At 72.9% G+C, this 22891-nt stretch carries 17 protein-coding genes; 6 read left to right on the forward strand and 11 right to left on the reverse strand.

Annotated elements, in window-relative coordinates:
- Positions 1-215: 215 nt before the first annotated feature.
- The 5 genes from HFV08_RS08830 to HFV08_RS08850 all read left to right on the forward strand — a co-directional run bounded on the left by HFV08_RS08830 (position 216) and on the right by HFV08_RS08850 (position 8109).
- A complete protein-coding gene (locus HFV08_RS08830) occupies positions 216-1133 on the forward strand; it encodes a rhomboid family intramembrane serine protease (RefSeq protein WP_168537592.1) in 918 nt (305 codons plus the stop codon).
- The gene (locus HFV08_RS08835; protein WP_168537594.1) at positions 1130-2005 is read left to right on the forward strand and encodes a chitosanase; all 876 of its coding nucleotides are present in this window, start codon (positions 1130-1132) and stop codon (positions 2003-2005) included. The genes HFV08_RS08830 and HFV08_RS08835 overlap by 4 nt, the downstream gene beginning before the upstream one ends.
- A gap of 124 nt (positions 2006-2129) precedes the next feature.
- A complete protein-coding gene (locus HFV08_RS08840; protein ID WP_246341607.1) occupies positions 2130-7331 on the forward strand; it encodes an HD domain-containing protein in 5202 nt (1733 codons plus the stop codon).
- A complete protein-coding gene (locus tag HFV08_RS08845; protein ID WP_168537596.1) occupies positions 7328-7669 on the forward strand; it encodes a hypothetical protein in 342 nt (113 codons plus the stop codon). The genes HFV08_RS08840 and HFV08_RS08845 overlap by 4 nt, the downstream gene beginning before the upstream one ends.
- Positions 7666-8109 (forward strand): hypothetical protein, encoded by a 444-nt coding sequence (locus HFV08_RS08850; protein ID WP_168537598.1) that lies wholly within the window; start codon positions 7666-7668, stop codon positions 8107-8109. The genes HFV08_RS08845 and HFV08_RS08850 overlap by 4 nt, the downstream gene beginning before the upstream one ends.
- Before the next feature lie 161 nt (positions 8110-8270).
- Here HFV08_RS08850 and HFV08_RS08855 read toward each other — a convergent pair whose 3' ends face one another.
- From HFV08_RS08855 to HFV08_RS08865, 3 genes are all read right to left on the reverse strand, one after another.
- On the reverse strand, positions 8271-9731 hold the full coding sequence (locus tag HFV08_RS08855) for a glutamate synthase subunit beta (RefSeq protein WP_168537600.1): 1461 nt from the start codon (positions 9729-9731) through the stop codon (positions 8271-8273).
- Entirely contained in the window at positions 9724-14325 is a 4602-nt protein-coding gene (gltB, locus tag HFV08_RS08860; RefSeq protein ID WP_168537602.1) for a glutamate synthase large subunit, read from the reverse strand. Before gltB ends, HFV08_RS08855 begins: the two co-directional genes overlap by 8 nt.
- 317 nt (positions 14326-14642) lie before the next feature.
- Positions 14643-15374 (reverse strand): VIT1/CCC1 transporter family protein, encoded by a 732-nt coding sequence (locus tag HFV08_RS08865; protein ID WP_168537604.1) that lies wholly within the window; start codon positions 15372-15374, stop codon positions 14643-14645.
- Between the two features lie 317 nt (positions 15375-15691).
- On the opposite strand from HFV08_RS08865, the gene rbsK reads away from it, so the two are divergent.
- Complete coding sequence (gene rbsK, locus HFV08_RS08870) at positions 15692-16594, forward strand: ribokinase (protein WP_168537606.1); 903 nt, start codon at positions 15692-15694, stop codon at positions 16592-16594.
- Positions 16595-16633: 39 nt separating this feature from the next.
- On the opposite strand, the gene lgt is transcribed toward rbsK, so the two are convergent.
- The 8 genes from lgt to HFV08_RS08910 all read right to left on the reverse strand — a co-directional run bounded on the left by lgt (position 16634) and on the right by HFV08_RS08910 (position 22884).
- Positions 16634-17665 (reverse strand): prolipoprotein diacylglyceryl transferase, encoded by a 1032-nt coding sequence (lgt, locus tag HFV08_RS08875; protein ID WP_168537608.1) that lies wholly within the window; start codon positions 17663-17665, stop codon positions 16634-16636.
- Positions 17666-17767: 102 nt separating this feature from the next.
- Positions 17768-18547: a DsbA family protein gene (locus HFV08_RS08880; RefSeq protein WP_168537610.1), complete on the reverse strand. Its 780-nt coding sequence runs from the start codon at positions 18545-18547 to the stop codon at positions 17768-17770.
- A 63-nt stretch (positions 18548-18610) separates the two neighbouring features.
- Entirely contained in the window at positions 18611-19435 is an 825-nt protein-coding gene (gene trpA / locus HFV08_RS08885; protein WP_168537612.1) for a tryptophan synthase subunit alpha, read from the reverse strand.
- On the reverse strand, positions 19432-20724 hold the full coding sequence (gene trpB, locus HFV08_RS08890; RefSeq protein WP_168537614.1) for a tryptophan synthase subunit beta: 1293 nt from the start codon (positions 20722-20724) through the stop codon (positions 19432-19434). The genes trpA and trpB overlap by 4 nt, the downstream gene beginning before the upstream one ends.
- A 142-nt stretch (positions 20725-20866) precedes the next feature.
- The gene (trpM, locus tag HFV08_RS08895; RefSeq protein ID WP_168537907.1) at positions 20867-21058 is read right to left on the reverse strand and encodes a tryptophan biosynthesis modulator TrpM; all 192 of its coding nucleotides are present in this window, start codon (positions 21056-21058) and stop codon (positions 20867-20869) included.
- Between the two features lie 58 nt (positions 21059-21116).
- On the reverse strand, positions 21117-21926 hold the full coding sequence (gene trpC / locus HFV08_RS08900) for an indole-3-glycerol phosphate synthase TrpC (RefSeq protein WP_040254474.1): 810 nt from the start codon (positions 21924-21926) through the stop codon (positions 21117-21119).
- Between the two features lie 153 nt (positions 21927-22079).
- Complete coding sequence (locus HFV08_RS08905) at positions 22080-22460, reverse strand: DUF2752 domain-containing protein (RefSeq protein ID WP_168537909.1); 381 nt, start codon at positions 22458-22460, stop codon at positions 22080-22082.
- A gap of 157 nt (positions 22461-22617) precedes the next feature.
- Positions 22618-22884, reverse strand: a complete 267-nt coding sequence (locus tag HFV08_RS08910) for an HGxxPAAW family protein (protein WP_168537616.1) — start codon at positions 22882-22884, stop codon at positions 22618-22620.
- Positions 22885-22891 lie beyond the last annotated feature (7 nt).

Genomic DNA, 22891 nt, shown 5'->3' on the forward strand with positions numbered 1-22891 from the left:
GAGAGCGGAATGCCCGGGGCGGCAGAGGCGCAGCCGGGACGGCGGCCCGGTCCGGCCGTCTCCACCCGTCCACTCCACCCGGCCCGGCAGCGGGAGTTCGGCCCCACTCATCCCGTTCGCTACATTGTTCGCCGCGCCGCCCCACCGGCTCCCGGCCCTGCCCGCCCCCGCGAGGCGCAGCGCCCGTCCCGTCCCCGACCCCCGAGGAGCCGCGCGTGGATGCCGCAGTCTCCACCTGCTTCCGCCACCCCGAGGTGGAGACCCCTGTCCACTGTGCCCGGTGCCGGCGGCCCGTCTGCCCGGACTGCGTACGGGAGGCCGCGGACGGCCCCCGGTGCGTGGAGTGCTCCGCCGAGGGCGAGGGGGCGGCACAGCGGCAGCCGGGTACCGCCTTCGGAGGCGGCGCCCTTCCCGTGGCCGTGGTCACCTACGCGCTGATCGGGCTCAATCTGCTCTGCTTCCTCGGCGAGTTGCTGCGCCCGGAGATCCTGGACCAGTTCGGGATGCTCGGCGCGGGCATGCGGGGCCCGGACGGGGAGCACTATGTGCACCAGGACCCGGTACCGCCCGGCTTCACGGCGGAGGGCGTGGTCGCGGGCGAGTGGTACCGGCTGCTGACCGGGGCCTTTCTGCACCTCTCCCCCACCGAGGGCCTCTTCGGGATCCTGCACATCGGGCTGAACATGTTCTCGCTGTGGAACATCGGCCGGGTGGTGGAGCTCCAGCTCGGCCGGGTCCGCTACCTCGCCCTGTATCTGCTCTCCGCCCTCGGCAGCTCGGTGCTGGTGCTGCTGCTCGCCCCGGACACCGACACGGTGGGCGCCTCGGGCGCGATCTTCGGCCTCGGCGCCGCCTGCTACGTGGTGGGCCGCCGCCTCGGCGCACCCCGCGAGGCGGTGAACCGGATGCTCGGCGGACTCCTGGTGTGGATGCTGGTCTCCGCCGGATTCGCCTCCTGGCAGGGGCACTTGGGCGGGCTGCTGACCGGCGCCCTGGTCGCGGCCGCCTTCGCCTGGGCGCCGCGCGCCCGCCGTCTCCCGGTCCAGGGCGCGGCCTGCGCGAGCGTCCTCCTCGTCCTCCTCGTCCTGGCCGCCGTGAAGGTGTCCTCGCTGACCGGGTCGGGTGCCGCGTGAGGCGCACCGGCTGGGCCCTGTTCGCGGTGGCGCCCGTGGCGACGGCGCTGGTTTTCCTCTTCACCCCGGGCTCCGAGGAAGGCGGCTCGGGCGGCTCGGACGGCGGCGCGCACTCCGCCGCCGCCGAACGCGCCCGGGACGACGCCCAGATCGCCAAGCTGCCGCCCGGGCTCGCGGCGCCCGCCAAGAAGGAGATCGCCCAGCAGCTGGTGGCCAGCGCGGAGAACTCCACCCTCGACTGGCGCGGCCAGTACGGCTATATCGAGGACATCGGCGACGGCCGCGGCTACACCGCCGGGATCATCGGCTTCTGCAGCGGCACCCACGATCTGCTCACCCTGGTCGCGCGCTACAGCGAGGACCACCCCGGCAACCGGCTCGCCCGCTTCCTGCCCGCCCTGCGCGCGGTCGACGGCAGCGACGCGCACACCGGCCTCGGCCCCGCCTTCACCGCGGCCTGGCGCGCGGAGGCCGCCCGCCCCGCCTTCCGCGCCGCCCAGGACGCCGAACGCGACCGCGTCTACTTCGAGCCCGCCGTCCGGCTGGCCAAACTCGACGGCCTCGGCACGCTGGGCCAGTTCGCCTACTACGACGCCATGGTGCTGCACGGCCCCGGCACCGGCCCGGACGGCTTCTACGGCATCCGCGAGGCCACCCTGGACGAGACCGACCTCCCCTCCCAGGGCGGCAGCGAGAAGGCCTACCTCGACATCTTCCTCGACAAGCGCCGCGCGGCGATGAGGAAGCACCGCCCGGACCGCGACACCAGCCGCATCGACACCGCCGAGCGCCAGTTCCTCTACGACGGCAACCTGGAGCTGCGCACGCCGCTGACGTGGCGGGTGTACGGGGAGGAGTACCGGATTCCCTGACCCGGCGGGACAGGGCCGCGCCGAGTGGCCGAACGGCACCCCCTCTGGCCCCAACTCCCCTTTCCCGCACCGGACTTCTGGGATGATGTCCGCCTGTTTCTGGGCGGGCTGGGAGGCGGTGCGGATGGGTCCGGACACGGAGGGTGCACGGGACGGGGCCAGACGGGCGCTGCTGCTCGGGGTCCGGCGGACCACCTACCTGGACCAGGTCCCCGAACTCGCCGAGCGCTTCCCGCCGCTGGACTTCGCCGCCCGCGACGTCACCCTGCTGCACACCGCCCTGGAGCAGTCCGGCTATACGGTCACCGTCAAGCACGAGGACACCGGGCGCGGCCCCGTGGTCGGCTGCATCAGCGACTTCTTCGCCTCCTGCGAGGCCGGTGACACCGCCTTCCTCTACATCTCCTGCCACGGCGAGACCCTGGCGGGCCGCGACCACCTGGTCCTCGCCGACAGCCAGCCCGGCCGCCCCCGCGACGACGGCACCCGCGGCCTCCACCCGCACACCCTGCTGCGCGCGGCCCCGGCGGAACTCCTCGGCTCCCTCCCGGCGGGGGTGACGGCGGTGGTGTGCCTGGACATCTGCCGGGTCGCGGAGCAGAGCGACCCGGATGTGGACCAGGGCGCCTGGCAGTCGGGGCGGCAGGACGCCTACTGGATCTACAGCTGCGGCGCGGGCCAGCGCTCCTACGCCGACCCCACGGAGGGCAGCTGGTTCGCACAGGCCTTGGTGAAGGCGCTCTCCCCCTCGACCCGGCCCACCACCCTCCACGAGGTCGTGCAGTACGCCGGGACCGAACTGCGCCGGATCGCGGACCGCCACCCCGAAGTGGAGCCGCCGGGCATCGAGACGGTGCTGCCGCTGCCCGGACAGGACGCGCAGCACGGCGACCCCCTCCTCTGCGAGGGCTCGCGGCAGACCCTCGCCTGGGCGGAGACGATCCGCCACTCCGCGCTGTGGGCCCACACCTCGGGCGCCGCCTCCACCCATGAACGAGTGCGGGAGAAGCTGGCCGAGCTGGTCCACCATGTGGCGGAGAGCTTCAGCGGCGCGGGCGCCCACCAGGACGACCCCTGGGCGGATCCGAACTACCCGGCGCGGGTGGAGACCCGGCTCGGCGAACTGGTCGCCCGGGCCGAACTGCGCGGCGACGACCTCCTCTCCCCCGCCGAGACCGCCTGCCTGCTCGCCTCGGCCGTCGTCCACGAGGGCATCGTCGCCGTCGCCCTGGAGGAACTGCGCCATCTGCAGCCCCGGCAGCTCGACCCGGGGCCGCGCGGCCGCGAGGAGGGCACGGGCACCCACGACCGGCTGGTCCGGGACGCGGCACGCGACGTCTGCCGCGCCCACTCCCTGGTCCTGCGCACCGTGGAGACGCTGCGCGGACGCGGTCTCACCGAGGCGACCCTGGCGGCCGACCACTGGCTGCGCCACCGCTTCATCGCCGACTGGGACCGCCTGTGGGAGCGCACCGGCGACTACTCGGCGGTGGACAAGCTCATCGAGCGGGTGGTGCAGGCCATCGAGGCGGCGGCCGACTCCCACAGCGCCGGTCCCCGTACCCCCGAGGCCCGCCGGGAGATCGACAGCCAGGTACGGCAGGTGCTCGGGCATCTGACGGTGAAGCCCGGGCTGAGCCCGCGGATCAACGACCCGGACCACGGCAACCGTTGGATCTCCTCCCGGCCGGTCCGCGGCAACCAGTGGCGCGGCAGGCAGCTGGCCCGCCTCCTGTGGACCGCGGGACTGCTCGCGGCGGACCCGCGGCGCCTGGCCAGTGTGCTCGTCGACCACCTGGGAGCCCATGAGCCGCTGCGGGCCGGCGAGGTCGTCGGCGCGCTCGGCACGGGCTTCGACTACGACGAGGCGAGCGGGCGCCGGAACGGTCCTGGCCCGGAGGACACCGGTGCGCCCTACGGCCTCGCGGTGCGCTTCGCCTGCCCGCACCCCGCCCTGCACGCGGCCGTGGAGGAACTCGCCCTGGCCGCCGACGCCACCGTACGGGCGGTCCACGCGGACACCTCGGCGGGCCCCCTGCTCCGCGGCCTGCCGCACCGGGTCACCACCGAGCAGCTGCGTGCCCTGCCGGGCCGGTACAAGGAGCCCCTGGAGCGCTTCCGGCTCGCCGAGGACGAGATCCGGCCGCTGCTGATGGGGACCCAGCTCTACGGCGACCGCATGCTGGCCGTGCGCGAGCTCTACCAGAACGCCCTGGACGCCTGCCGCTACCGGGAGATGCGCCACCAGTACGGCAGGGCCCAGCAGCCGGTGCGCAGCGCCATCGTGCTGACCCAGGGCTGGGACAAGGGGCGGCAGTACATCGAGTGCACCGACACCGGGGCCGGGATGTCGCGGTCCCGGCTGACCTCGATGTTCGCCCGTGCGGGCAAGCGTTATGAGCAGGACCCCGAGTTCGTCCTCGAACGGCGCAACTGGCGCCGGGCGGGCATCGTCGACCGGGCGATGAACTCCCGTTTCGGCATCGGGGTGTTCAGCTATTTCATGCTCGCCGACGAGGTCGTGGTGTGGAGCCAGGCCGTGGACCACTTCGGCCGGGTCGCAGGGGAACGCGCGCAGCGGGCCGACATCCAGTCCGGCTCCGGCCTGCTCCAGATCAACGAGAGCGACGACCCGCTCGTCCCCGCCGACGGCGGCACCCGGGTCCGCCTCTACCTCGCCGAACCCCGCGAGAACGAGAAGCGCCCCTCCGTCGTGGAGACCCTGCGCGCCCTGCTGTGGGTGACCGAGCACGAGGTGCACGCGGTGGAACACGACGAGAACGGCGTAGTCCTCCGTGAACTCCACTGGCAGCCGGGCCTGTTGAAGAGCCGGGACGGCTGGCACGGCAACCCCGTCGAGCTGACCGGGGACGCCTGGCTCGTCCAAGGCGAGGGACAGCTCCTCCTCGACGGCATCGTCATGCAGGACGCGCCCAAGGTCTACGGCCGGGTGGTGAACCTGCGCGAGCGGCACAGCCCGGTACCGAGCGTGGACCGCAAGCAACTGCTTTCGTACGACGAGACGTTGGTGCTGGAAGAACTGCTGGAGGCGGTGGTCCAGGCGGCGCCGGGCATGGACGAGGTCTCGCTGAGATGGCTCTGGAAGCTGGTCGACGACGCCCCGAGGCTGGCCGTCGCGGTACTGGAGTCGCTGCCCGGTCAGGCAATCGCCGTGCTCGGCTCCGAGGAGGGGGGCCGACTCGGCCATGACCGCCTGCGGCTGGGGAACACCGGCTGCTATCCCTCTGACCGGCTGGTCATGCGGGGTTCGCTTGTAGAGTTCAACCCCGGTGCAGAGAACAGCCGTTGGGAAGAGGCCGCGCTGCTCAACAGCTGGCAGTGCACCCGTCTGGGCATTCGTCAGGACAGCGAGCCCTTCGCACCCGAGGGGTATGCCCCCGCCCAGAGCCTGGACGCGCTCCTCTATCTTCACGACGCTCCGCGCGGATGGGCTTCGGTACTGGAGACCGCCGCGAAGGCGGGCATCTCCGTGCGGACGGCTCTTCGGGCCATCCGCCGCCATGCAATCGCCGGGGTCACGGTTCCGTCCGCGGAGGACATCCGGGCCCTCGGCGACGAGACCGTGGACCAGATCGACGTGGATCTGCACTTCGCCTACGTCGATCGCGGCGAGGAGGTCCGCAGCTTGCGTGCCCCGCAGGACTCGTACCTGAGACGCTCCGCGGAGTTCCGCCGGGCAGCTCTGCCGGCCGTGCACGGGCCGATGATCATCAGTGCCGCAGAACACGAACTCCCGCTGGGCGACCTGGTGTCCCGGCTCGGCCGGCTGCGGAATCTCGACCGGACTCTTCCGCCCCCACCGTGCCTTTCACCGGAGCTGGCGGCGGCGAGGGTGTCGAAGGACGAGGTGGCGCCGCTGGTCTACGACACGGCGCAGTTTAGCTGGCGCTACTCCAAGTTCAGGTTCCAAGGACTCACGGGGCAGTGGCTGCCCGGACGCGTGCGCCCCGTCGATCTGCTGAGCCGGGCCGCGCCTCCTTTCTCTGTTTCCGAACTGGCCCGCCGCATCACCCAGTTCGCCCCGCTCGGCCTGAGCCTGGCCCGGGAACCGGCCTCCGCCGCGCTGGAGGCGACCGAACTCGTCCCGGAGCAGCGGCTCCTGCTCCCGATCCGCCACACTGACGACCCCCCGTGGCGAGAGGGTCCCCTCCCCTTGGCGGCCCTCCTCGTTCGAGCCGCGGAGCTCCTGGCCCCGCTGGGCGAGGTGGCGCGGCGGGTGAATCGTGCCTCACCCTCGACAGGAGTGACCGCTCCGGTGATCCCCGAGGCCGCGGAGGACTGGCTGGTGCCTCCCTGGGTCGGTTCCGTCTTCTCACGCCGTTCGCTGGGGGAGGAACGCAAGCCCGTACTCCCATGGGAACTGGTCGGCTCCTACTCGTCCATGGAGCCCAAGGACCCCTCGGCCTTCTCCGCCGCTGTCGGTCAATTGGAGGCGCTGGGGCTGATCGACTGGCGCGGCGTACGCAGGGAGGATCTGGAAACCCAGGCGCTGCGGCGCCACCAGTACCTCCGTGTCAGTGCCGACCTGGACGAGGACGGTGTCACCTTCTTCGATGCGCTGGCCCTGACCGTCATGGACGGCACCGACCTGGGCACGGTGATGGACCGGATCGCCACGACCGATCATGTGCTGCCGCTGCGCATCCCCACCCTGCCCTCCGAGGCCCGCAAGCTTCAGGCGACGGCAGCGGAAGTGGCCACCTTGACGGACGAGGACGGCCCCGTGGAGGTGAACCGCTTCCGGCGCCGCCTCCGGATCCCGGGCCTCCTCCGGCACGCCGAACGCACCCACACCCCCCTGGCCGCCACCGTGACCCGCCTCCACGAGTTCACCGTCGTCGGCGCCCCCACACCCCCCGGCGAACTCCCCGGCCCCGCCCTCGACAAGGCTTTCGGCGACTTCCACCCGGACCGGTTCGACAAGGCGGCCTTCGGTGACGGCCTGCTGGGACCGGGACTCCTCGGCCCTCTCGAACTCGTCCGCACGGCAGGCCGCTTCGGCTGGACCCTCGGCAAGGCCTACGCCCGCTACGCGCCCTTCCGCCTGCTCGGCCTCGACGTGCGGGTCCGGGAGCCGCAGGGCGCCGAGGTGGACACCGTGCCCACCTGGCGGGACGTCATCCTGCTGACCGAGCAGCTCACCGGCTCCGCGCCCGCGCTCAGCGGTGAGGTCGCGCCCGACCATCTGGTCCTGGGCGCGGAGGAGACCGAGTGGGAGGAGGCCGCCGTACGCGAACGCCTGCTCCACTACGCCGAGTTGTTCCAGCTGAAGCTTCCGCCCGCCGCCGAGGAGGACGCCGTATGAGCGCGCCCGTGGAGTACCGTGAAGTCCGCCACGAGGGGCTGGTGGTCTTCCGGTGGAGCGTTCGGGAGGACGAGGCGGGGGTCGCCTATGTGGCCACCGGGTCCTGCCCCGTCTGCCGCTGCGAGATGACCCGGAGCTACGGATTCGTCCAGCCGCCGCTGGCCAAGGGCGGCTTCCTCGGCCGCCGGAAGGATCCGGGGCCGGGCGCCTGGCACACCTCCTGCCGCTGCGAGAGCCTGCACCTGTCCCGGCCCGCGGAGGAGCCCCGGGGCTGCGGCGCCTTCTTCCCCATCGCCCCGCCGCCGAGCGGAGACCCGGCCGGAGGCAGTGGCGCGTGAACTTCACCGACGCCCAGCTCCGCGCGGCCGAACGCCGGGGCGACGCCCTCCTCGACCCGCACCGCCAGCTTGCCCAGGCGCTCGCCCAGGCCGAGGGCTACCGGAACTTCCTCGCCTCGCTGACCGGGCTGCTGACCGCGGTCTTCGTGCTCAAGGGGCAGGAGGACCTGAGCCAACTCGGCGGCCGGGCGCGGCTGTTGGTGATCGCCCTGCTGGCCGGCGGCTTCGTCCTGCTGATCGCGGCGTCCTGGCTGAGCGTGCTCGCGGTGCACGGGCGCCCCGGGGTGCAGGTCTGCTCGGAGCCGATGCGGCTGCTCACCTACGAGGTGCGGCGCACCCGGGTGGTGTGGCGGCTGGTGGAGTGGTGCCGCTGGCTGGCGCTGGTGGCGATCTGCGCGGTGGCCGCCGCGGTCCTGGTGACCTGGCTCGCCCCGAGCTGAGGGGCGGCCCCCCGAGCCCCCAGCCCCTCCGCGCCGCCCGCCGCCCCCGGAAACCTCCACGGCGCCCGCCGTCCGGTCGGGGACGAGGCGGGCGCCGTGGTCGTGGTCCGTACTTCCTTGTACGGCACGCGGGGTGCGCGCTGGTGGAGCGGGCCGGAGCCTCAGACCACCAGCGAGCGGTCGGTGGGGCGGACGGGGCGGGGCAGCGAGCTGACGCCGGTGAGGAACTTGTCGACGCCGCGGGCGGCCGAGCGGCCCTCCGCGATCGCCCACACGATGAGGGACTGGCCGCGGCCCGCGTCACCGGCGACGAAGACGCCGGGGACATTGGTCTCGTAGTCGGCGTCGCGGGCGATGTTGCCGCGCTCGTCGAGGTCGAGGCCGAACTGACCGACCATGCCGTTGTCCTGGTCGGTGCCGGTGAAGCCCATGGCGAGGGTGACCAGCTGGGCGGGGATGACCCGCTCGGTGCCCGGCTTCTGGGTGAGCTTGCCGTCGACGAACTCGACCTCGATCAGGTGCAGCGACCGCACCCTGCCGTCCTCGTCGCCCTCGAAGTGGGTGGTGGAGACGGAGTAGACCCGCTCGCCGCCCTCCTCGTGCGCGGAGGTGACCTTGTAGAGCATCGGGAAGGTCGGCCACGGCTGGTGCGGGGCGCGGTCCTCGCCGGGCCGCGGCATGATCTCCAGCTGGGTGACCGAGGCGGCGCCCTGGCGGTGGGCGGTGCCCACGCAGTCGGCGCCGGTGTCGCCGCCGCCGATGACGACGACGTGCTTGCCCTCGGCGGTGATCGGCGGGGCCACGTAGTCGCCCTCCTGCACCTTGTTGGAGAGCGGCAGGTACTCCATGGCCTGGTGGATGCCGTCCAGGTCCCGGCCCGGCACCGGCAGGTCGCGGGCGGTGGTGGCCCCGGCGGCGATGACCACGGCGTCGTAGCGCTTGCGCAGCTTGGCGGCGTCGAGGTCCCGGCCGATCTCCACCCCGGTACGGAACTTGGTGCCCTCCGCGCGCATCTGCTCGATACGGCGGTTGATGTGCCGCTTCTCCATCTTGAACTCGGGGATGCCGTAGCGCAGGAGGCCGCCGATGCGGTCGGCGCGCTCGTAGACCGCGACGGTGTGCCCGGCCCGGGTGAGCTGCTGGGCGGCGGCGAGTCCGGCCGGTCCGGAGCCGATGACGGCGACCGTCTTGCCGGAGAGGCGCTCCGGGGCCTGCGGGGCGACCGAACCGGTCTCCCAGGCCTTGTCGATGATGGAGACCTCGACGTTCTTGATGGTCACCGCGGGCTGGTTGATGCCGAGCACGCAGGCCGACTCGCAGGGCGCGGGACACAGCCGCCCGGTGAACTCCGGGAAGTTGTTGGTGGCGTGCAGCCGCTCGCTGGCGGCCTGCCAGTCCTCGCGGTAGGCGAAGTCGTTCCACTCGGGGATCAGGTTCCCGAGCGGGCAGCCGTTGTGGCAGAAGGGGATGCCGCAGTCCATGCAGCGGCTGGCCTGCTTCGAGATGATCGGCAGCAGCGAGCCGGGGACGTAGACCTCGTTCCAGTCCTTGACGCGCTCCTCGACCGGACGGGACTCGGCGACCTCGCGGCCGTGGTTCAGAAAGCCCTTGGGATCAGCCATTGGTCGCCGCCTCCATCATCTTCTCGGTGATCTCGGACTCGGAGAGCCCGGCCTGCTCGGCGGCGTCCTTGGCGGCGAGCACTGCCTTGTACGTACTGGGGATGATCTTGGAGAACCGGGCCAGGCTCGCGTCCCAGTCGGCGAGCAGCTTCTCGGCGACGGTGGAGCCGGTCTCCTCCTGGTGGCGCCGCACGGCCTCGTGCAGCCACCGGCGGTCGGTCTCGTCCAGCTCCTCGATCGCGGACTGGTTGCCGGCGTTGACGTTGTCCGGGTCGAGGTCGATGACGTACGCGATGCCGCCGGACATGCCGGCCGCGAAGTTGCGCCCGGTCTCGCCGAGGACGACCGCGTGGCCGCCGGTCATGTACTCGCAGCCGTGGTCGCCCACGCCCTCGGAGACGACGGTCGCCCCGGAGTTGCGCACGCAGAAGCGCTCGCCGGTGCGGCCGCGCAGGTACAGCTCGCCGCCGGTGGCGCCGTAGGCGATGGTGTTGCCCGCGATGGTGGAGAACTCCGCGAGGTGGTCGGCGCCGCGGTCCGGGCGGACCACGATCCGGCCGCCGGACAGGCCCTTGCCGACGTAGTCGTTGGCGTCGCCCTCCAGGCGCAGCGTGATGCCGCGCGGCACGAAGGCGCCGAAGGACTGGCCCGCGCTGCCGGTGAAGGTGATGTCGATGGTGTCGTCGGGCAGTCCGCCGCCGCCGAACTTCTTGGTCACCTCGTGGCCGAGCATGGTGCCGACGGTGCGGTTGATGTTGCGGATGGCGATCTGCGCGCGCACCGGCTGGGCGTCGCCCGCGGACTCGGCGGACAGGGCGTCGGCGGCCAGCTTGATCAGCTGGTTGTCGAGCGCCTTCTCCAGGCCGTGGTCCTGGTCGACGAGCTGGTGGCGTACGGCGCCCTCGGGCAGGTCGGGGACGTGGAACAGCGGGGCGAGGTCCAGGCCCTGGGCCTTCCAGTGGTCCACGGCGCGGCTGGTGTCCAGGTGCTCGGCGTGGCCGATGGCCTCGTCCAGGCTGCGGAAGCCCAGCTCGGCGAGGAGTTCGCGGACCTCCTCGGCGATGAACTCGAAGAAGTTGACCACGTACTCGGCCTTGCCGGAGTAGCGCTCGCGCAGCGTCGGGTTCTGGGTGGCGATGCCGACCGGGCAGGTGTCCAGGTGGCAGACGCGCATCATGATGCAGCCGGAGACCACGAGCGGCGCGGTGGCGAAGCAGTACTCCTCGGCGCCGAGCAGGGCGGCGATGACCACGTCGCGGCCGGTCTTGAGCTGGCCGTCGGTCTGCACGGTGATGCGGTCGCGCAGCCCGTTGAGCAGCAGGGTCTGCTGGGTCTCGGCGAGGCCCAGCTCCCAGGGGCCGCCCGCGTGCTTGAGGGAGGTCAGCGGGGAGGCGCCGGTGCCGCCGTCGTGGCCGGAGATGAGGACCACGTCCGCGTGCGCCTTGGAGACGCCCGCGGCGACCGTGCCGACGCCGACCTCGGAGACCAGCTTCACGTGGATGCGGGCCTCGGGGTTGGCGTTCTTCAGGTCGTGGATGAGCTGGGCGAGGTCCTCGATGGAGTAGATGTCGTGGTGCGGCGGCGGCGAGATCAGGCCGACGCCCGGCGTGGAGTGCCGGGTCCTGGCGACCCAGGGGTAGACCTTGTGGCCGGGCAGCTGGCCGCCCTCGCCGGGCTTGGCGCCCTGGGCCATCTTGATCTGGATGTCGTCGGCGTTGACCAGGTACTCGCTGGTCACGCCGAAGCGGCCGGAGGCGACCTGCTTGATCGCCGAGCGGCGCGCGGGGTCGTAGAGCCGGTCCGCGTCCTCGCCGCCCTCGCCGGTGTTGGACTTGCCGCCCAGCTGGTTCATGGCGATGGCGAGGGTCTCGTGCGCCTCCTGGGAGATGGAGCCGTACGACATGGCGCCGGTGGAGAAGCGCTTGACGATCGCGCTGACCGGCTCGACCTCCTCGATCGGCACCGAGGGGCGCCCGGAGGTGAAGCCGAAGAGTCCGCGCAGCGTCATCAGGCGCTCGGACTGCTCGTTGACCCGGTCCGTGTACTGCTTGAAGACGTCGTAGCGGCCGCTGCGCGCCGAGTGCTGGAGGCGGAAGACCGTCTCCGGGTCGAAGAGGTGCGGCTCGCCCTCGCGGCGCCACTGGTACTCGCCGCCGATCTCCAGGGCGCGGTGCGCCGGGGCGATGCCGGTGGCCGGGTAGGCCTTGGCGTGCCGGGCGGCGACCTCCTTGGCGACGACGTCGATGCCGACTCCGCCGATCTTGGTGGTGGTGCCGTCGAAGTACTTGGCGACGAACTCCTCGTCCAGACCGACCGCCTCGAAGACCTGCGCGCCCCGGTAGGAGGCGACGGTGGAGATGCCCATCTTGGACATCACCTTCAGGACGCCCTTGCCGAGGGCGTGGATGAGGTTGCGGATGGCCTGCTCGGGCTCGGTGCCGGGCAGGAAGGTGCCGGCCCGCACCAGGTCCTCGACGGACTCCATCGCCAGGTACGGGTTGACGGCGGCGGCGCCGAAGCCGATGAGCAGCGCGATGTGGTGCACCTCGCGCACATCGCCCGCCTCGACGAGCAGGCCGACCTGGGTGCGCTGCTTGGTGCGGATCAGGTGGTGGTGGACGGCCGAGGTGAGCAGCAGCGAGGGGATCGGCGCGTGCTCGGCGTCGGAGTGCCGGTCGGAGAGCACGATCAGCCGGGCGCCGGCCTCGATGGCGGCGTCGGCCTCGGCGCAGATCTCGTCCAGGCGGGCGGCGAGGGCGTCCCCGCCGCCGCCGACGCGGTAGAGGCCGGAGAGGGTCGCGGCCTTCATGCCGGGCATGTCGCCGTCGGCGTTGATGTGGATGAGCTTGGCCAGCTCGTCGTTGTCGATCACCGGGAAGGGCAGGGTGACGCTGCGGCAGGAGGCCGCGGTCGGCTCCAGGAGGTTGCCCTGCGGGCCGAGCGAGGAGTACAGCGAGGTGACCAGTTCCTCGCGGATGGCGTCCAGCGGCGGGTTGGTGACCTGCGCGAAGAGCTGGGTGAAGTAGTCGAAGAGCAGCCGGGGGCGCTTGGAGAGGGCGGCGATGGGGGTGTCGGTGCCCATCGAGCCGATCGGTTCGGCACCGGCCTTGGCCATCGGGGCGAGCAGCACGCGCAGCTCTTCCTCGGTGTAGCCGAAGGTCTGCTGGCGGCGGGTGACCGAGGCGTGGGTGTGCACGATGTGCTCCCGCTCGGGCAGGTCCTCCAGCTCGATCTCGCCGGTCTCCAGCCAGTCCTCGTAGGGCTGCTCGGCGGCGAGGGCGGCCTTGATCTCGTCGTCCTCGATGATGCGGTGCTCGGCGGTGTCCACCAGGAACATCCGGCCGGGCTGGAGGCGGCCCTTGCGGACGACCTTGGCGGGGTCGATGTCGAGGACGCCGACCTCGGAGCCGAGCACGACCAGGCCCTCGTCGGTGACCCAGTAGCGGCCGGGGCGCAGTCCGTTGCGGTCGAGGACGGCGCCGACCTGGGTGCCGTCGGTGAAGGTGACGCAGGCCGGGCCGTCCCAGGGCTCCATCAGGGTGGAGTGGTACTGGTAGAAGGCGCGCCGGGCCGGCTCCATCGAGGCGTGGTTCTCCCAGGCCTCCGGGATCATCATGAGCACGCTGTGCGGCAGTGAGCGTCCGCCGAGGTGGAGCAGTTCCAGGACCTCGTCGAAGGAGGCCGAGTCGGAGGCGTCCGGCGTACAGACCGGGAAGGTCCGGGAGAAGTCCTTGCCCTCGCCGAACAGCTCGGAGGCGAGCTGCGACTCGCGGGCCCGCATCCAGTTGCGGTTGCCCTTGACGGTGTTGATCTCACCGTTGTGCGCGACGAAGCGGTACGGGTGGGCCAGCGGCCAGCTCGGGAAGGTGTTGGTGGAGAAGCGGGAGTGGACCAGGGCGATGGCGCTGCCGAAGCGGCGGTCGGACAGGTCCGGGAAGAAGGGCTCCAGCTGGCCGGTGGTGAGCATGCCCTTGTAGACGAGGGTCCGCGCGGACAGTGAGGGGAAGTACACCCCGGCCTCGCGCTCGGCGCGCTTGCGCAGCGCGAAGGCCTTGCGGTCCAGGGCGATGCCGGTGTTCTCGCCGTCGCCGACGAAGATCTGCCGGAAGGCGGGCATGGTCGCGTGGGCGATGCTGCCGAGCAGCTCGGGGGCGACCGGCACCTCGCGCCAGCCGAGGACGGTCAGCTCCTCCTCGGCGGCGATGGCCTCGATACGGGCGAGGGCCTCGGCGTTCTCGGCACGCGGCAGGAAGGCGATGCCGACGGCGTAGGCACCCTGCTCGGGCAGCTCGAAGTCGGTGACCTCGCGCAGGAAGGCGTCCGGGACCTGGGTGAGGATGCCCGCGCCGTCGCCGGAGTCGGGCTCGGAGCCGGTGGCGCCGCGGTGTTCCAGATTCCGCAGCACCGTGAGCGCCTGCTCGACCAGCTGATGGTTCGCCTCGCCCGTGAGGGTGGCGACGAAGCCGACACCGCAGGCGTCGTGCTCGTTGCGCGGGTCGTACATGCCCTGCGCGGCAGGGCGAGCATCCATGTGCGACCAGGCGGTGGCGGCCTGGGGCGAGGAGTGCTGGGACGGCTGGCGCGGCGAACGCATCGGCTCTCCCGTCGTCGTCGTGGCAATGTGCGTGCCGAGGGACGACGTTGGCCCTCTGCGAAATTTCGTGCAGGTTACATGATGGAACGTTTCTCGAAAACCGGATAGTTCATTCCAGCATGCGGACATCGCGCGTGCCATCGCTCGTGCGACCGAGAGGAGTGAGAGGGGCCGGACGGTTGGCTGAGCCGACGCGGACCCGGGTGCGGCGCGAGCTTCATTGCCCGCCGTGCTTACGGCTCATGCCCCCGGTTCCCAGGTTCGAAACCGCCTGGTAACAACTACTTATGCAGGGTTCCGTATAGCTCCGCAACCACTCACCCTACGGCCGCACCGATCAGATGGCCCAGGGCGTACGTCACACCGGCCGCCGCCCCGCCGAGCGCCAGCTGCCGCAGCCCGCTGTACCACCAGCTGCGCGCGGTCACCGCGGCCACCGCCGCACCGCAGGCGAAGAGACCGGCGAGCGCCAGCAGCAGGGCGGGCCACAGCGAGGTGGCGCCGAGCAGATAGGGCAGTACGGGCAGCAGCGCGCCAAGCGCGAAGGCGCCGAAGGAGGAGAAGGCGGCCACCAGCGGGGAGGGCAGCTCGCCGGGGTCGACGCCGAGTTCCTCGCGGGCGTGGATCTCCAGGGCCTGCTCGGGGTCCTTCGACAGCTGCCGGGCGACCTGCCGCGCCACCGCGGGCTCCACGCCGCGGCCCACGTACAGCGCGGCGAGCTCGGCCTCCTCGTCCTCGGGGTAGGCGCGCAGCTCCCGGCGCTCCACCGCGAGCTCCGCCTCGACCAGCTCCCGCTGCGAGGCCACCGAGGTGTACTCGCCGGCCGCCATGGAGAACGCCCCGGCCGCCAGTCCCGCGAGCCCGGTCAGCGCGATGGCGCCCGGGCCCACGCTGCCGCCCGCGACACCGGTCATCAGCGCCAGATTGGACACCAGGCCGTCCATCGCGCCGAACACCGCGGGCCGCAGCCAGCCGCCGTTGACCTCGCGGTGGGTGTGGTTGTCGCGGTGCGCCGCGTGCGGCGTGGCACCGGTCTCGACGACGGCCATGTGACATCCCCTTCCGCGCCGGGACGGGGGCGCTCCCGCGCGTTCTCTCGCTCCGCTCCCGGTACCACCCCCGGTGGCCCGGCACCCCCGCGACGTCTTCGAAAGTACGCGCGAAAAATCGCTCTCGCCAGCAAGGAAGGCCGTGCTTACCGGCGTGGCGCCCGGCTCCGAAGGCCCCCTCGGGCGGCGGCTGTCCGCGGTACGCGGCGTGCCTGTGCCCTTGATCACGCCGCCGCGGGGCAGTCTTCCCCCTGGCGGCGCTCCCGGCACCGGCCGCGCCGCCCCGCCCGACCCCGGCTCCAGGAAGGCCTGACCGTATGACCGCCGTCGTCGTACTCGGCAGCATCAACATGGACCTGACGACCTACGTGGCGCGCGCCCCGCGCCGCGGCGAGACCGTGACGGGGCACGAACTGCGCACCCTGCCCGGCGGCAAGGGCGCCAACCAGGCGGTCGCGGCGGCCCGGGCCGGAGCCTCCGAGGTCGCCATGATCGGGGCGGTCGGCACCGACGCGTACGGGCCCGCGCTCCTGGCCGAGCTCGCGCACAACGGCGTGGACACCGACCTGATGCGCACCGTGGAGGGACCGAGCGGGACCGCGCACATCGTGGTCGACGCGCAGGGCTCCAACGCGATCGTGGTGATCCCCGGCGCGAACGGCACCCTCACCCACCTCCCCCCGGGCGACGAGGCGCTGATCGCCACCGCCGACACCCTGCTGCTCCAGCTGGAGATCCCGATGAGCGGGGTGCTCGCCGCCGCGAAGGCCGCGCACCGGCACACCGTCCGTACCGTGCTGACGCCCTCCCCCGCCCGGGAACTGCCCGCCGAGCTGCTCGCGGTGACCGACCTCCTCGTCCTCAACGAGCGCGAGGCGACGGCCCTGACCGGCCAGGAGAACCACCGCACCGCCCTGGCCGCCCTGCTGGAGAAGGTCCCCGAGGCGGTGCTCACCCTCGGCGCGGAGGGCTGCCTGTACGCGAGCCGGGAGCACGAGCCGCTGCATGTGCCCGCGCCGAAGGTGGAGACCGTGGACACCACCGGGGCCGGGGACACCTTCGTGGGCGCGCTGGCGGTTGCGCTCGGCGAGGGGCGGACCATGCCGCAGGCGCTGAGCTGGGCGGTCTGCGCGGCGGCGCTCGCGGTCACCAAGCCGGGGGCGATCGCCGCCATGCCCTTCCGCAGCGAAATCGAGGACGGCGACCTGGGCGGCAGCTGAGCTGCCCGCCAGATCGCCGTCGGCGGCTGCGGCCGGGGCTCAGCCCTTGCCGGAGGAGCCTGCCTTGTCGCCGTTCTTGTCGGTGGGCTCGTCGGCGCTCGTGTCGGTGCTGCCGGTGCCGCGCGTGCGGCCGGAGGCGCCGGTGCCGTCCCGGCCGGGCTTCTCCCCGGCGGCGGTCTCGGCGTCCCCGGACTTGGCGGTGCCGGGCTCCCCGGTGGCGGACTTCGCGGCGGCGCCGTCGCCCTCCGCCGGGGCGGCGCCCGGCTCGACGATCTCCTCGCGGCCGGGGCGCAGCCGGGCGGAGACCACGATGTAGGCGACCGCGGCGGCGAAGACGAGGATCGCGGTCCAGACGTTCAGGCGCAGGCCGAGGACGTGGTGCGCCTCGTCGACCCGCATGTACTCGATCCAGCCGCGGCCCGCGCAGTAGGCGGCGACGTACAGGGCGAAGGCGCGGCCGTGGCCCAGCTTGAAGCGGCGGTCCGCCCAGACGACCAGGAGCGCGACGCCGATGCACCACAGCGACTCGTAGAGGAAGGTCGGGTGGTAGGTGCCGGGGACGCGGCCGTCGTCGGAGCTGGTGATCTTCAGCGCCCAGGGCAGGTCGGTGGCCTTGCCGTACAGCTCCTGGTTGAACCAGTTGCCCCAGCGGCCCGCGGCCTGCGCGAGGGCGATGCCGGGGGCGACCGCGTCGGCGTAGGCGGGCAGCGGGATGCCCCGGCGGCGGGCGCCGATCCAGGCGCCGACGGCGCCGAGCGAGATGGCTCCCCAGATGCCGAGCCCGCCCTCCCAGATCTTGAAGGCGTCGACCCAGTCACGGCCCTCGCTGAAGTACAGCTGGTAGTCCGTGATCACGTGGTAGAGGCGCCCGCCGACCAGGCCGAAGGGCACCGCCCAGACCGCGATGTCGGCGACGGTTCCGGCGCGCCCGCCCCGGGCGATCCAGCGGCGGTTTCCGATCCAGACGGCGAGGAAGACACCGAGGATGATGCAGAAGGCGTAGCCGCGCAGCGGGATGGGGCCGAGGTTCAGCACTCCGCGCGAGGGGCTGGGGATGAAGGCAATGTCCATGGCAGGGTCGACGCTACCCTGCCGGGTCGCGGGCACGGGCGCCCACCCGGCAACGGGTCCGTAACGGGCGGCGCCGCGCGGTCGCGGCACCCCCCGCGGGTCTCACGCCTTGTCGGCCTCCTCCACCATCCGCTTGAGCTTGGCCGGGGTCAGCGGGTCGCTCTGGTCGCCGTAGATGTTCTTGCCGTCGAGCAGGATGGTCGGGGTGCCCTGGAAGCCGCTGTCCGTGAAGGCCTGCTGGGACTTCTGCACCCAGCTGTTGTGGCGGCCCTGCTCGACGCAGGCGCGGAAGGCGGGCGTGTCGAGGCCCTCGGCCTTGCCCGCGAGGGTGACGAGACGGGCGTCGTCGCCGTAGGCGTCCTCGGTCTCGGGGGGCTGGTTCCCGAAGAGGACGTCGTGGTACGCGGCGAACTTCCCGGCGTCCTGGGCGCAGACCGCTGCGTTGGCCGAGCGCCGGGAGCCGCTGCCGCCCATGTTCTTGTCGATGAGCGTGACCAGGTGGTACTCGACCTTGAGCTTTCCGCTCTCCGTCAGCTCGTGCACGGTCCCCCGGAAGGTGTCCTCGAACTGCTTGCAGGCCGGGCAGCGGAAGTCCTCCCAGACCGTCAGCGTGGCCTTCGCTCCGGGCCTGCCGACCGGCACCGCGAGGTTGTCCTTGCCCGCCGCGCCCTTGGGCGCCACCACGGGGCCGCTGCTCTCCTCCTTGTCACCGCCCGCGTTGGCGGCGATCACGCCGACGACCGCGGCCAGCGCGAGGACGCAGATGACGGCGCCGCCGACGATCGTCGTCCGCCGCCGCTTGTCCTGCGCCTTCTGCCGCTCTCGCTCGACGGCCAGCCGCTCGCGGGCGGCGCGCTTTCCCTCAGGCTTGTTCTCGCTCACACCCCGCAAACGAACCGGGGAGGCACCAGCGTGCCTCCCCGGTCCCTGATCCACCCGTACGAGTTACCCGGGCCCGGTGCCGCGCCGGACCCCCGCGGCCAGCTCGGCGGCGAGTTCGCGGACCGCCGCCAGTCCGGCCGCCTCGTCGGGGGCGTCGAGCATCCGCTTGACGAAGGCCGAGCCGACGATGACGCCGTCCGCGAAGCCCGCGACCTCGGCGGCCTGCTCCGCGTTCGAGACGCCGAGGCCGACGCAGACCGGCAGCTCGGTGGTCGCCCGGGTGCGCCGCACCAGCTCCTGCGCCTCGGCGCCGACCGAGGCGCGGGTGCCGGTGACGCCCATCAGCGAGGCCGCGTAGACGAAGCCGGAACCGGCCGCCGTGATGGTGGCGAGCCGGGCGTCCCGGCTGCTCGGGGCGACCACGAAGACGGTGCCGAGGCCGTGCTTGGCGGCGTGCTCCCGCCAGTTCGCCGACTCCTGCACCGGCAGGTCGGGCAGGATGCAGCCCGCGCCGCCCGCCTCGGCCAGCTCGGCGGTGAAGCGGGCGACGCCGTAGCGGTCGACCGGATTCCAGTACGTCATGACGAGGACCGGCTTGCCGGTGGCCGCGTGCGCCTCGCGCACCGTGCGCAGCACATCGGCGATCCGCACCCCGCCGCGCAGCGCGATGTCGTCGGCGGTCTGGATGACCGGGCCGTCGAGCACCGGGTCGCTGTGCGGCAGGCCGACCTCGACGACGTCCGCGCCGCCCGCGAAGGCCGCCTTGACCGCCTCGATGCCGCCGTCCACCGTCGGGAAGCCCGCCGGGAGGTAGGCGATCAGGGCGGACCTGCCCTCGGCCTTCGCCGCCGCCAGGGTCTCGTCGAGGAGTTCGATGGTCCCGCTCACTTCACGTCCCCCTGGATCTCGGCGGGCTCGCTGCCCGCGTCGGCCTCGACCGCCGCGTCGGCGCCCTCGTCGTACAGCCCGAACCAGCGGGCCGCGGTGTCCATGTCCTTGTCGCCGCGCCCGGAGAGGTTGACGACGAGCAGGGCGTCCGGGCCCAGCTCCCGGCCGGCGTCCAGCGCCCCGGCGAGGGCGTGCGCGCTCTCGATGGCCGGGATGATGCCCTCGGTCCGGGAGAGCAGCCGCAGCGCCCGCATGGCCGCGTCGTCGGTGACCGCCCGGTACTCGCCCCGCCCGCTGTCCTTGAGGTAGGCGTGCTCGGGTCCGATGCCCGGGTAGTCCAGACCCGCCGAGATCGAGTACGGCTCGGTGATCTGGCCCTCGTCGTCCTGGAGCACGTACGAGCGCGAGCCGTGCAGGATGCCGGGCTCGCCCGCGGTCAGGGTGGCCGCGTGCTCCCCGGTGTCCAGTCCGCGTCCGGCGGGTTCGCAGCCGATCAGGCGCACCGAGGCGTCGGCGAGGAAGGCGTGGAAGAGGCCGATGGCGTTGGAGCCGCCGCCGACGCAGGCGAGCGCGGCGTCCGGCAGCCGCCCGGTGCGCTCCAGGAGCTGGCGGCGGGCCTCGGCGCCGATGACCCGGTGGAAGTCGCGGACCATGGCGGGGAAGGGGTGCGGGCCGGCCACCGTACCGAAGAGGTAGTGGGTGCGGTCGACGTTGGCGACCCAGTCGCGGAAGGCCTCGTTGATGGCGTCCTTGAGGGTGCGGCTGCCGGACTTCACCGCGACGACCTCGGCGCCGAGCATCCGCATCCGGGCGACGTTGAGGGCCTGGCGCTCGGTGTCGATCTCGCCCATGTAGATGGTGCAGTCGAGGCCGAACAGGGCGCAGGCGGTGGCGGTGGCGACGCCGTGCTGGCCGGCCCCGGTCTCCGCGATGACCCGGCTCTTGCCCATCCGCTTGGTGAGCAGGGCCTGGCCCAGGACGTTGTTGATCTTGTGCGAGCCGGTGTGGTTGAGGTCCTCGCGCTTGAGGAACACCCGGGCGCCGCCCGCCTGTTCGGCGAAGCGCGGCACCTCGGTGAGCGCGCTGGGGCGCCCGGTGTAGTGGACGAGCAGGTCCTCCAGCTCGGCGGCGAAGGCGGGGTCGCCCTTGGCCTTGTCGTACTCGGCGGCCACCTCGTCCACGGCGGCGACCAGCGCCTCCGGGATGAACTTGCCGCCGAAGGCGCCGAAGTAGCCCTCGGCGCTGGGCACTCGGCCCTCGGGGTCGGGAAGGAAGAACTCGCTGGGCATGCGCATGCTCCTCGCGGGGCGCGGCGCGCCCCGGGATGCTCGGTCGGTCGGTGATCACCGTATGCGCGCACCGGACCGCCCGCGGGGACCTCGGCCGCGCGGGCGCGGGGGCTCGCGGGCGAGGCGGATCACGGGGGCGGGGTCAGGGGCGCGCGGGGCGCCCATGCCATCGCATGCCGTTGACCTGGCCGGGCTCGTCGCCGATCACATAGCGCACCCGGCGGCCGTGCACCCGGCGGGCGGGGGCGCGGCAGCCGCGCGGGCGGCAGCCGCGGGCCAGCCGGGCGTACCGGACCGGGGCGGCCTCACCCGCGCCGGGGCAGGCGAGGGCCACCGGGCCCGCGCTGCCGCGGACCTCTCCCGGGCACCGTCCCGTACCCCGCATCGGCCGGTCAGCTCCGCCCGTGGCGCAGTGCCGGGTGGGCGCCCGCGGCGACCAGGTCGGAGACCGCTGCCTTGGGGTCGCGGCCGGTGACCAGGGACTCGCCGACGAGGACGGCGCCCGCCCCGGCGTTGGCGTAGGCGATCAGGTCGTGCGGGCCGCGCACCCCCGATTCGGCGATCTTGACGAGCTCGTCCGGGATCTCGGGGGCGACCCGCTCGAAGGTCGACCTGTCGACCTCCAGGGTCTTCAGATTGCGGGCGTTGACGCCGATGACGCGGGCCCCGGCGGCGACCGCGCGCTCGACCTCCTCCTCGTCGTGCACCTCGACGAGCGGGGTGAGGCCGATGGAGCGGGCGCGCTCGACGAGGGAGACCAGCGCCTCCTGGTCGAGGGCGGCCACGATCAGCAGGGCGAGGTCGGCGCCGTGCGCCCGGGCCTCCCACAGCTGGTAGGAGGTGACGATGAAGTCCTTGCGGAGCACCGGGATCTGCACCCGGGCGCGGACCGCCTCCAGGTCGGCGAGCGAGCCGCCGAAGCGGCGCTGCTCGGTGAGGACGGAGATGACGGCGGCGCCGCCCGCCTCGTAGTCGGCGGCGAGGGCGGCCGGGTCGGCGATCGCCGCGAGCGCGCCCTTGGACGGGCTGGAGCGCTTGACCTCGCAGATCACCTGGACGCCCTCGCCGCGCAGCGCGGCCTCGGCGTCCTTGGCCGGCGGGGCGGCCGCGGCGCGCTCCTTGAGCTCATCGAGGCTGACCGCCGCCTGCCGTTCGGCGAGGTCGGCGAGGACTCCTTCGATGATCTCGTCGAGCACACTCACGCGAGCGTTCCCCTCTCCCTGCCGTTCCTGCCGTTGCGGCTGTGCCTGTGCGGGCGCGCAAAGGTCCCTGGTCACTGCGATGGTAGCCGCAGGGAGGCGATGCTCCCGCATTCACCCGGGCGCGGTCCCACTACCTGGACGTCCGCCACCGCTTCAAGGATGCAGCCAGCCGCCGAAGGGCGAATTCCGGACAACCGTGAACACCAGGGCGAGGGCGCCCACCACCCACATCTGCGCCGGGCGCAGGACGAGAGCGAAGGGGCGTCCGCGGGCCGCGCGGATCATCCACACCACCCAGAGCACGGCGAAGGCCCCGTAGCCGAGGACCGCCAGGGCGTTGTCGGTGAGGGCGGCGCCGAGGTCGCCGTGGGCGAAGGCGTGGGCGCTGCGCAGTCCGCCGCAGCCGGGGCAGTAGACACCGGTGAGGCGCAGCAGCGGGCAGACCGGGTAGTGGCCGGGGTCGTTCGGGTCGACGCGTGCCACATAGCCGAAGGCCGCCACCACCGCCGCGAGGACGCCCGCGGGCACCAGCATGCGCTTCAGGGCGGCGCCGGGCGCCGGGGCGAGTGCGGGCTCGGGTTCAGCGTTCACCCGTGCATTGTGTCCTCTGCGCGGAGCCCGCGCGCGGGGCGGGGCCGCCGGGTGCGCGCGGACGGGGCGCCGGGGGCGGGGTGCCCCCGGCCCGCGGAGGTCAGACGGCGGCCTCGGCCTGCGGCTCGGCGGTGGCCTTGGCGGCGGGGGCGGCCGCGGGGGCGCTCTTCGGCTTGGCGCCCAGGCCCATCAGGCTCATGAGGCCGCCGACCACGCCGCCGAGGACGGTGAGCACCATCCCGGCCCAGAAGCCGACGGGCTCCGCCATGACCATGAAGGCACCCGCGACGCAGAAACCGATGAAGGTGATGATGACACCGGTCCAGGCGGCCGGGGTGTGTCCGTGTCCGTGGCTGCTCGCCGACATGACGTGC

The sequence above is a fragment of the Streptomyces physcomitrii genome (genome assembly GCF_012273655.1).
Classification (GTDB): domain Bacteria; phylum Actinomycetota; class Actinomycetes; order Streptomycetales; family Streptomycetaceae; genus Streptomyces; species Streptomyces physcomitrii.

Coding starts and splice junctions, on each gene's coding strand:
- HFV08_RS08840 (WP_246341607.1), top strand. CDS start 2,130: ATGGGTCCGGACACGGAGGGTGCACGGGACGGGGCCAGACGGGCGCTG.
- HFV08_RS08845 (WP_168537596.1), top strand. CDS start 7,328: ATGAGCGCGCCCGTGGAGTACCGTGAAGTCCGCCACGAGGGGCTGGTG.
- HFV08_RS08855 (WP_168537600.1), bottom strand. CDS start 9,731: ATGGCTGATCCCAAGGGCTTTCTGAACCACGGCCGCGAGGTCGCCGAG.
- gltB (WP_168537602.1), bottom strand. CDS start 14,325: ATGCGTTCGCCGCGCCAGCCGTCCCAGCACTCCTCGCCCCAGGCCGCC.
- HFV08_RS08865 (WP_168537604.1), bottom strand. CDS start 15,374: ATGGCCGTCGTCGAGACCGGTGCCACGCCGCACGCGGCGCACCGCGAC.
- rbsK (WP_168537606.1), top strand. CDS start 15,692: ATGACCGCCGTCGTCGTACTCGGCAGCATCAACATGGACCTGACGACC.
- lgt (WP_168537608.1), bottom strand. CDS start 17,665: ATGGACATTGCCTTCATCCCCAGCCCCTCGCGCGGAGTGCTGAACCTC.
- trpB (WP_168537614.1), bottom strand. CDS start 20,724: ATGCCCAGCGAGTTCTTCCTTCCCGACCCCGAGGGCCGAGTGCCCAGC.
- HFV08_RS08905 (WP_168537909.1), bottom strand. CDS start 22,460: ATGCTGGTGCCCGCGGGCGTCCTCGCGGCGGTGGTGGCGGCCTTCGGC.
- HFV08_RS08910 (WP_168537616.1), bottom strand. CDS start 22,884: ATGTCGGCGAGCAGCCACGGACACGGACACACCCCGGCCGCCTGGACC.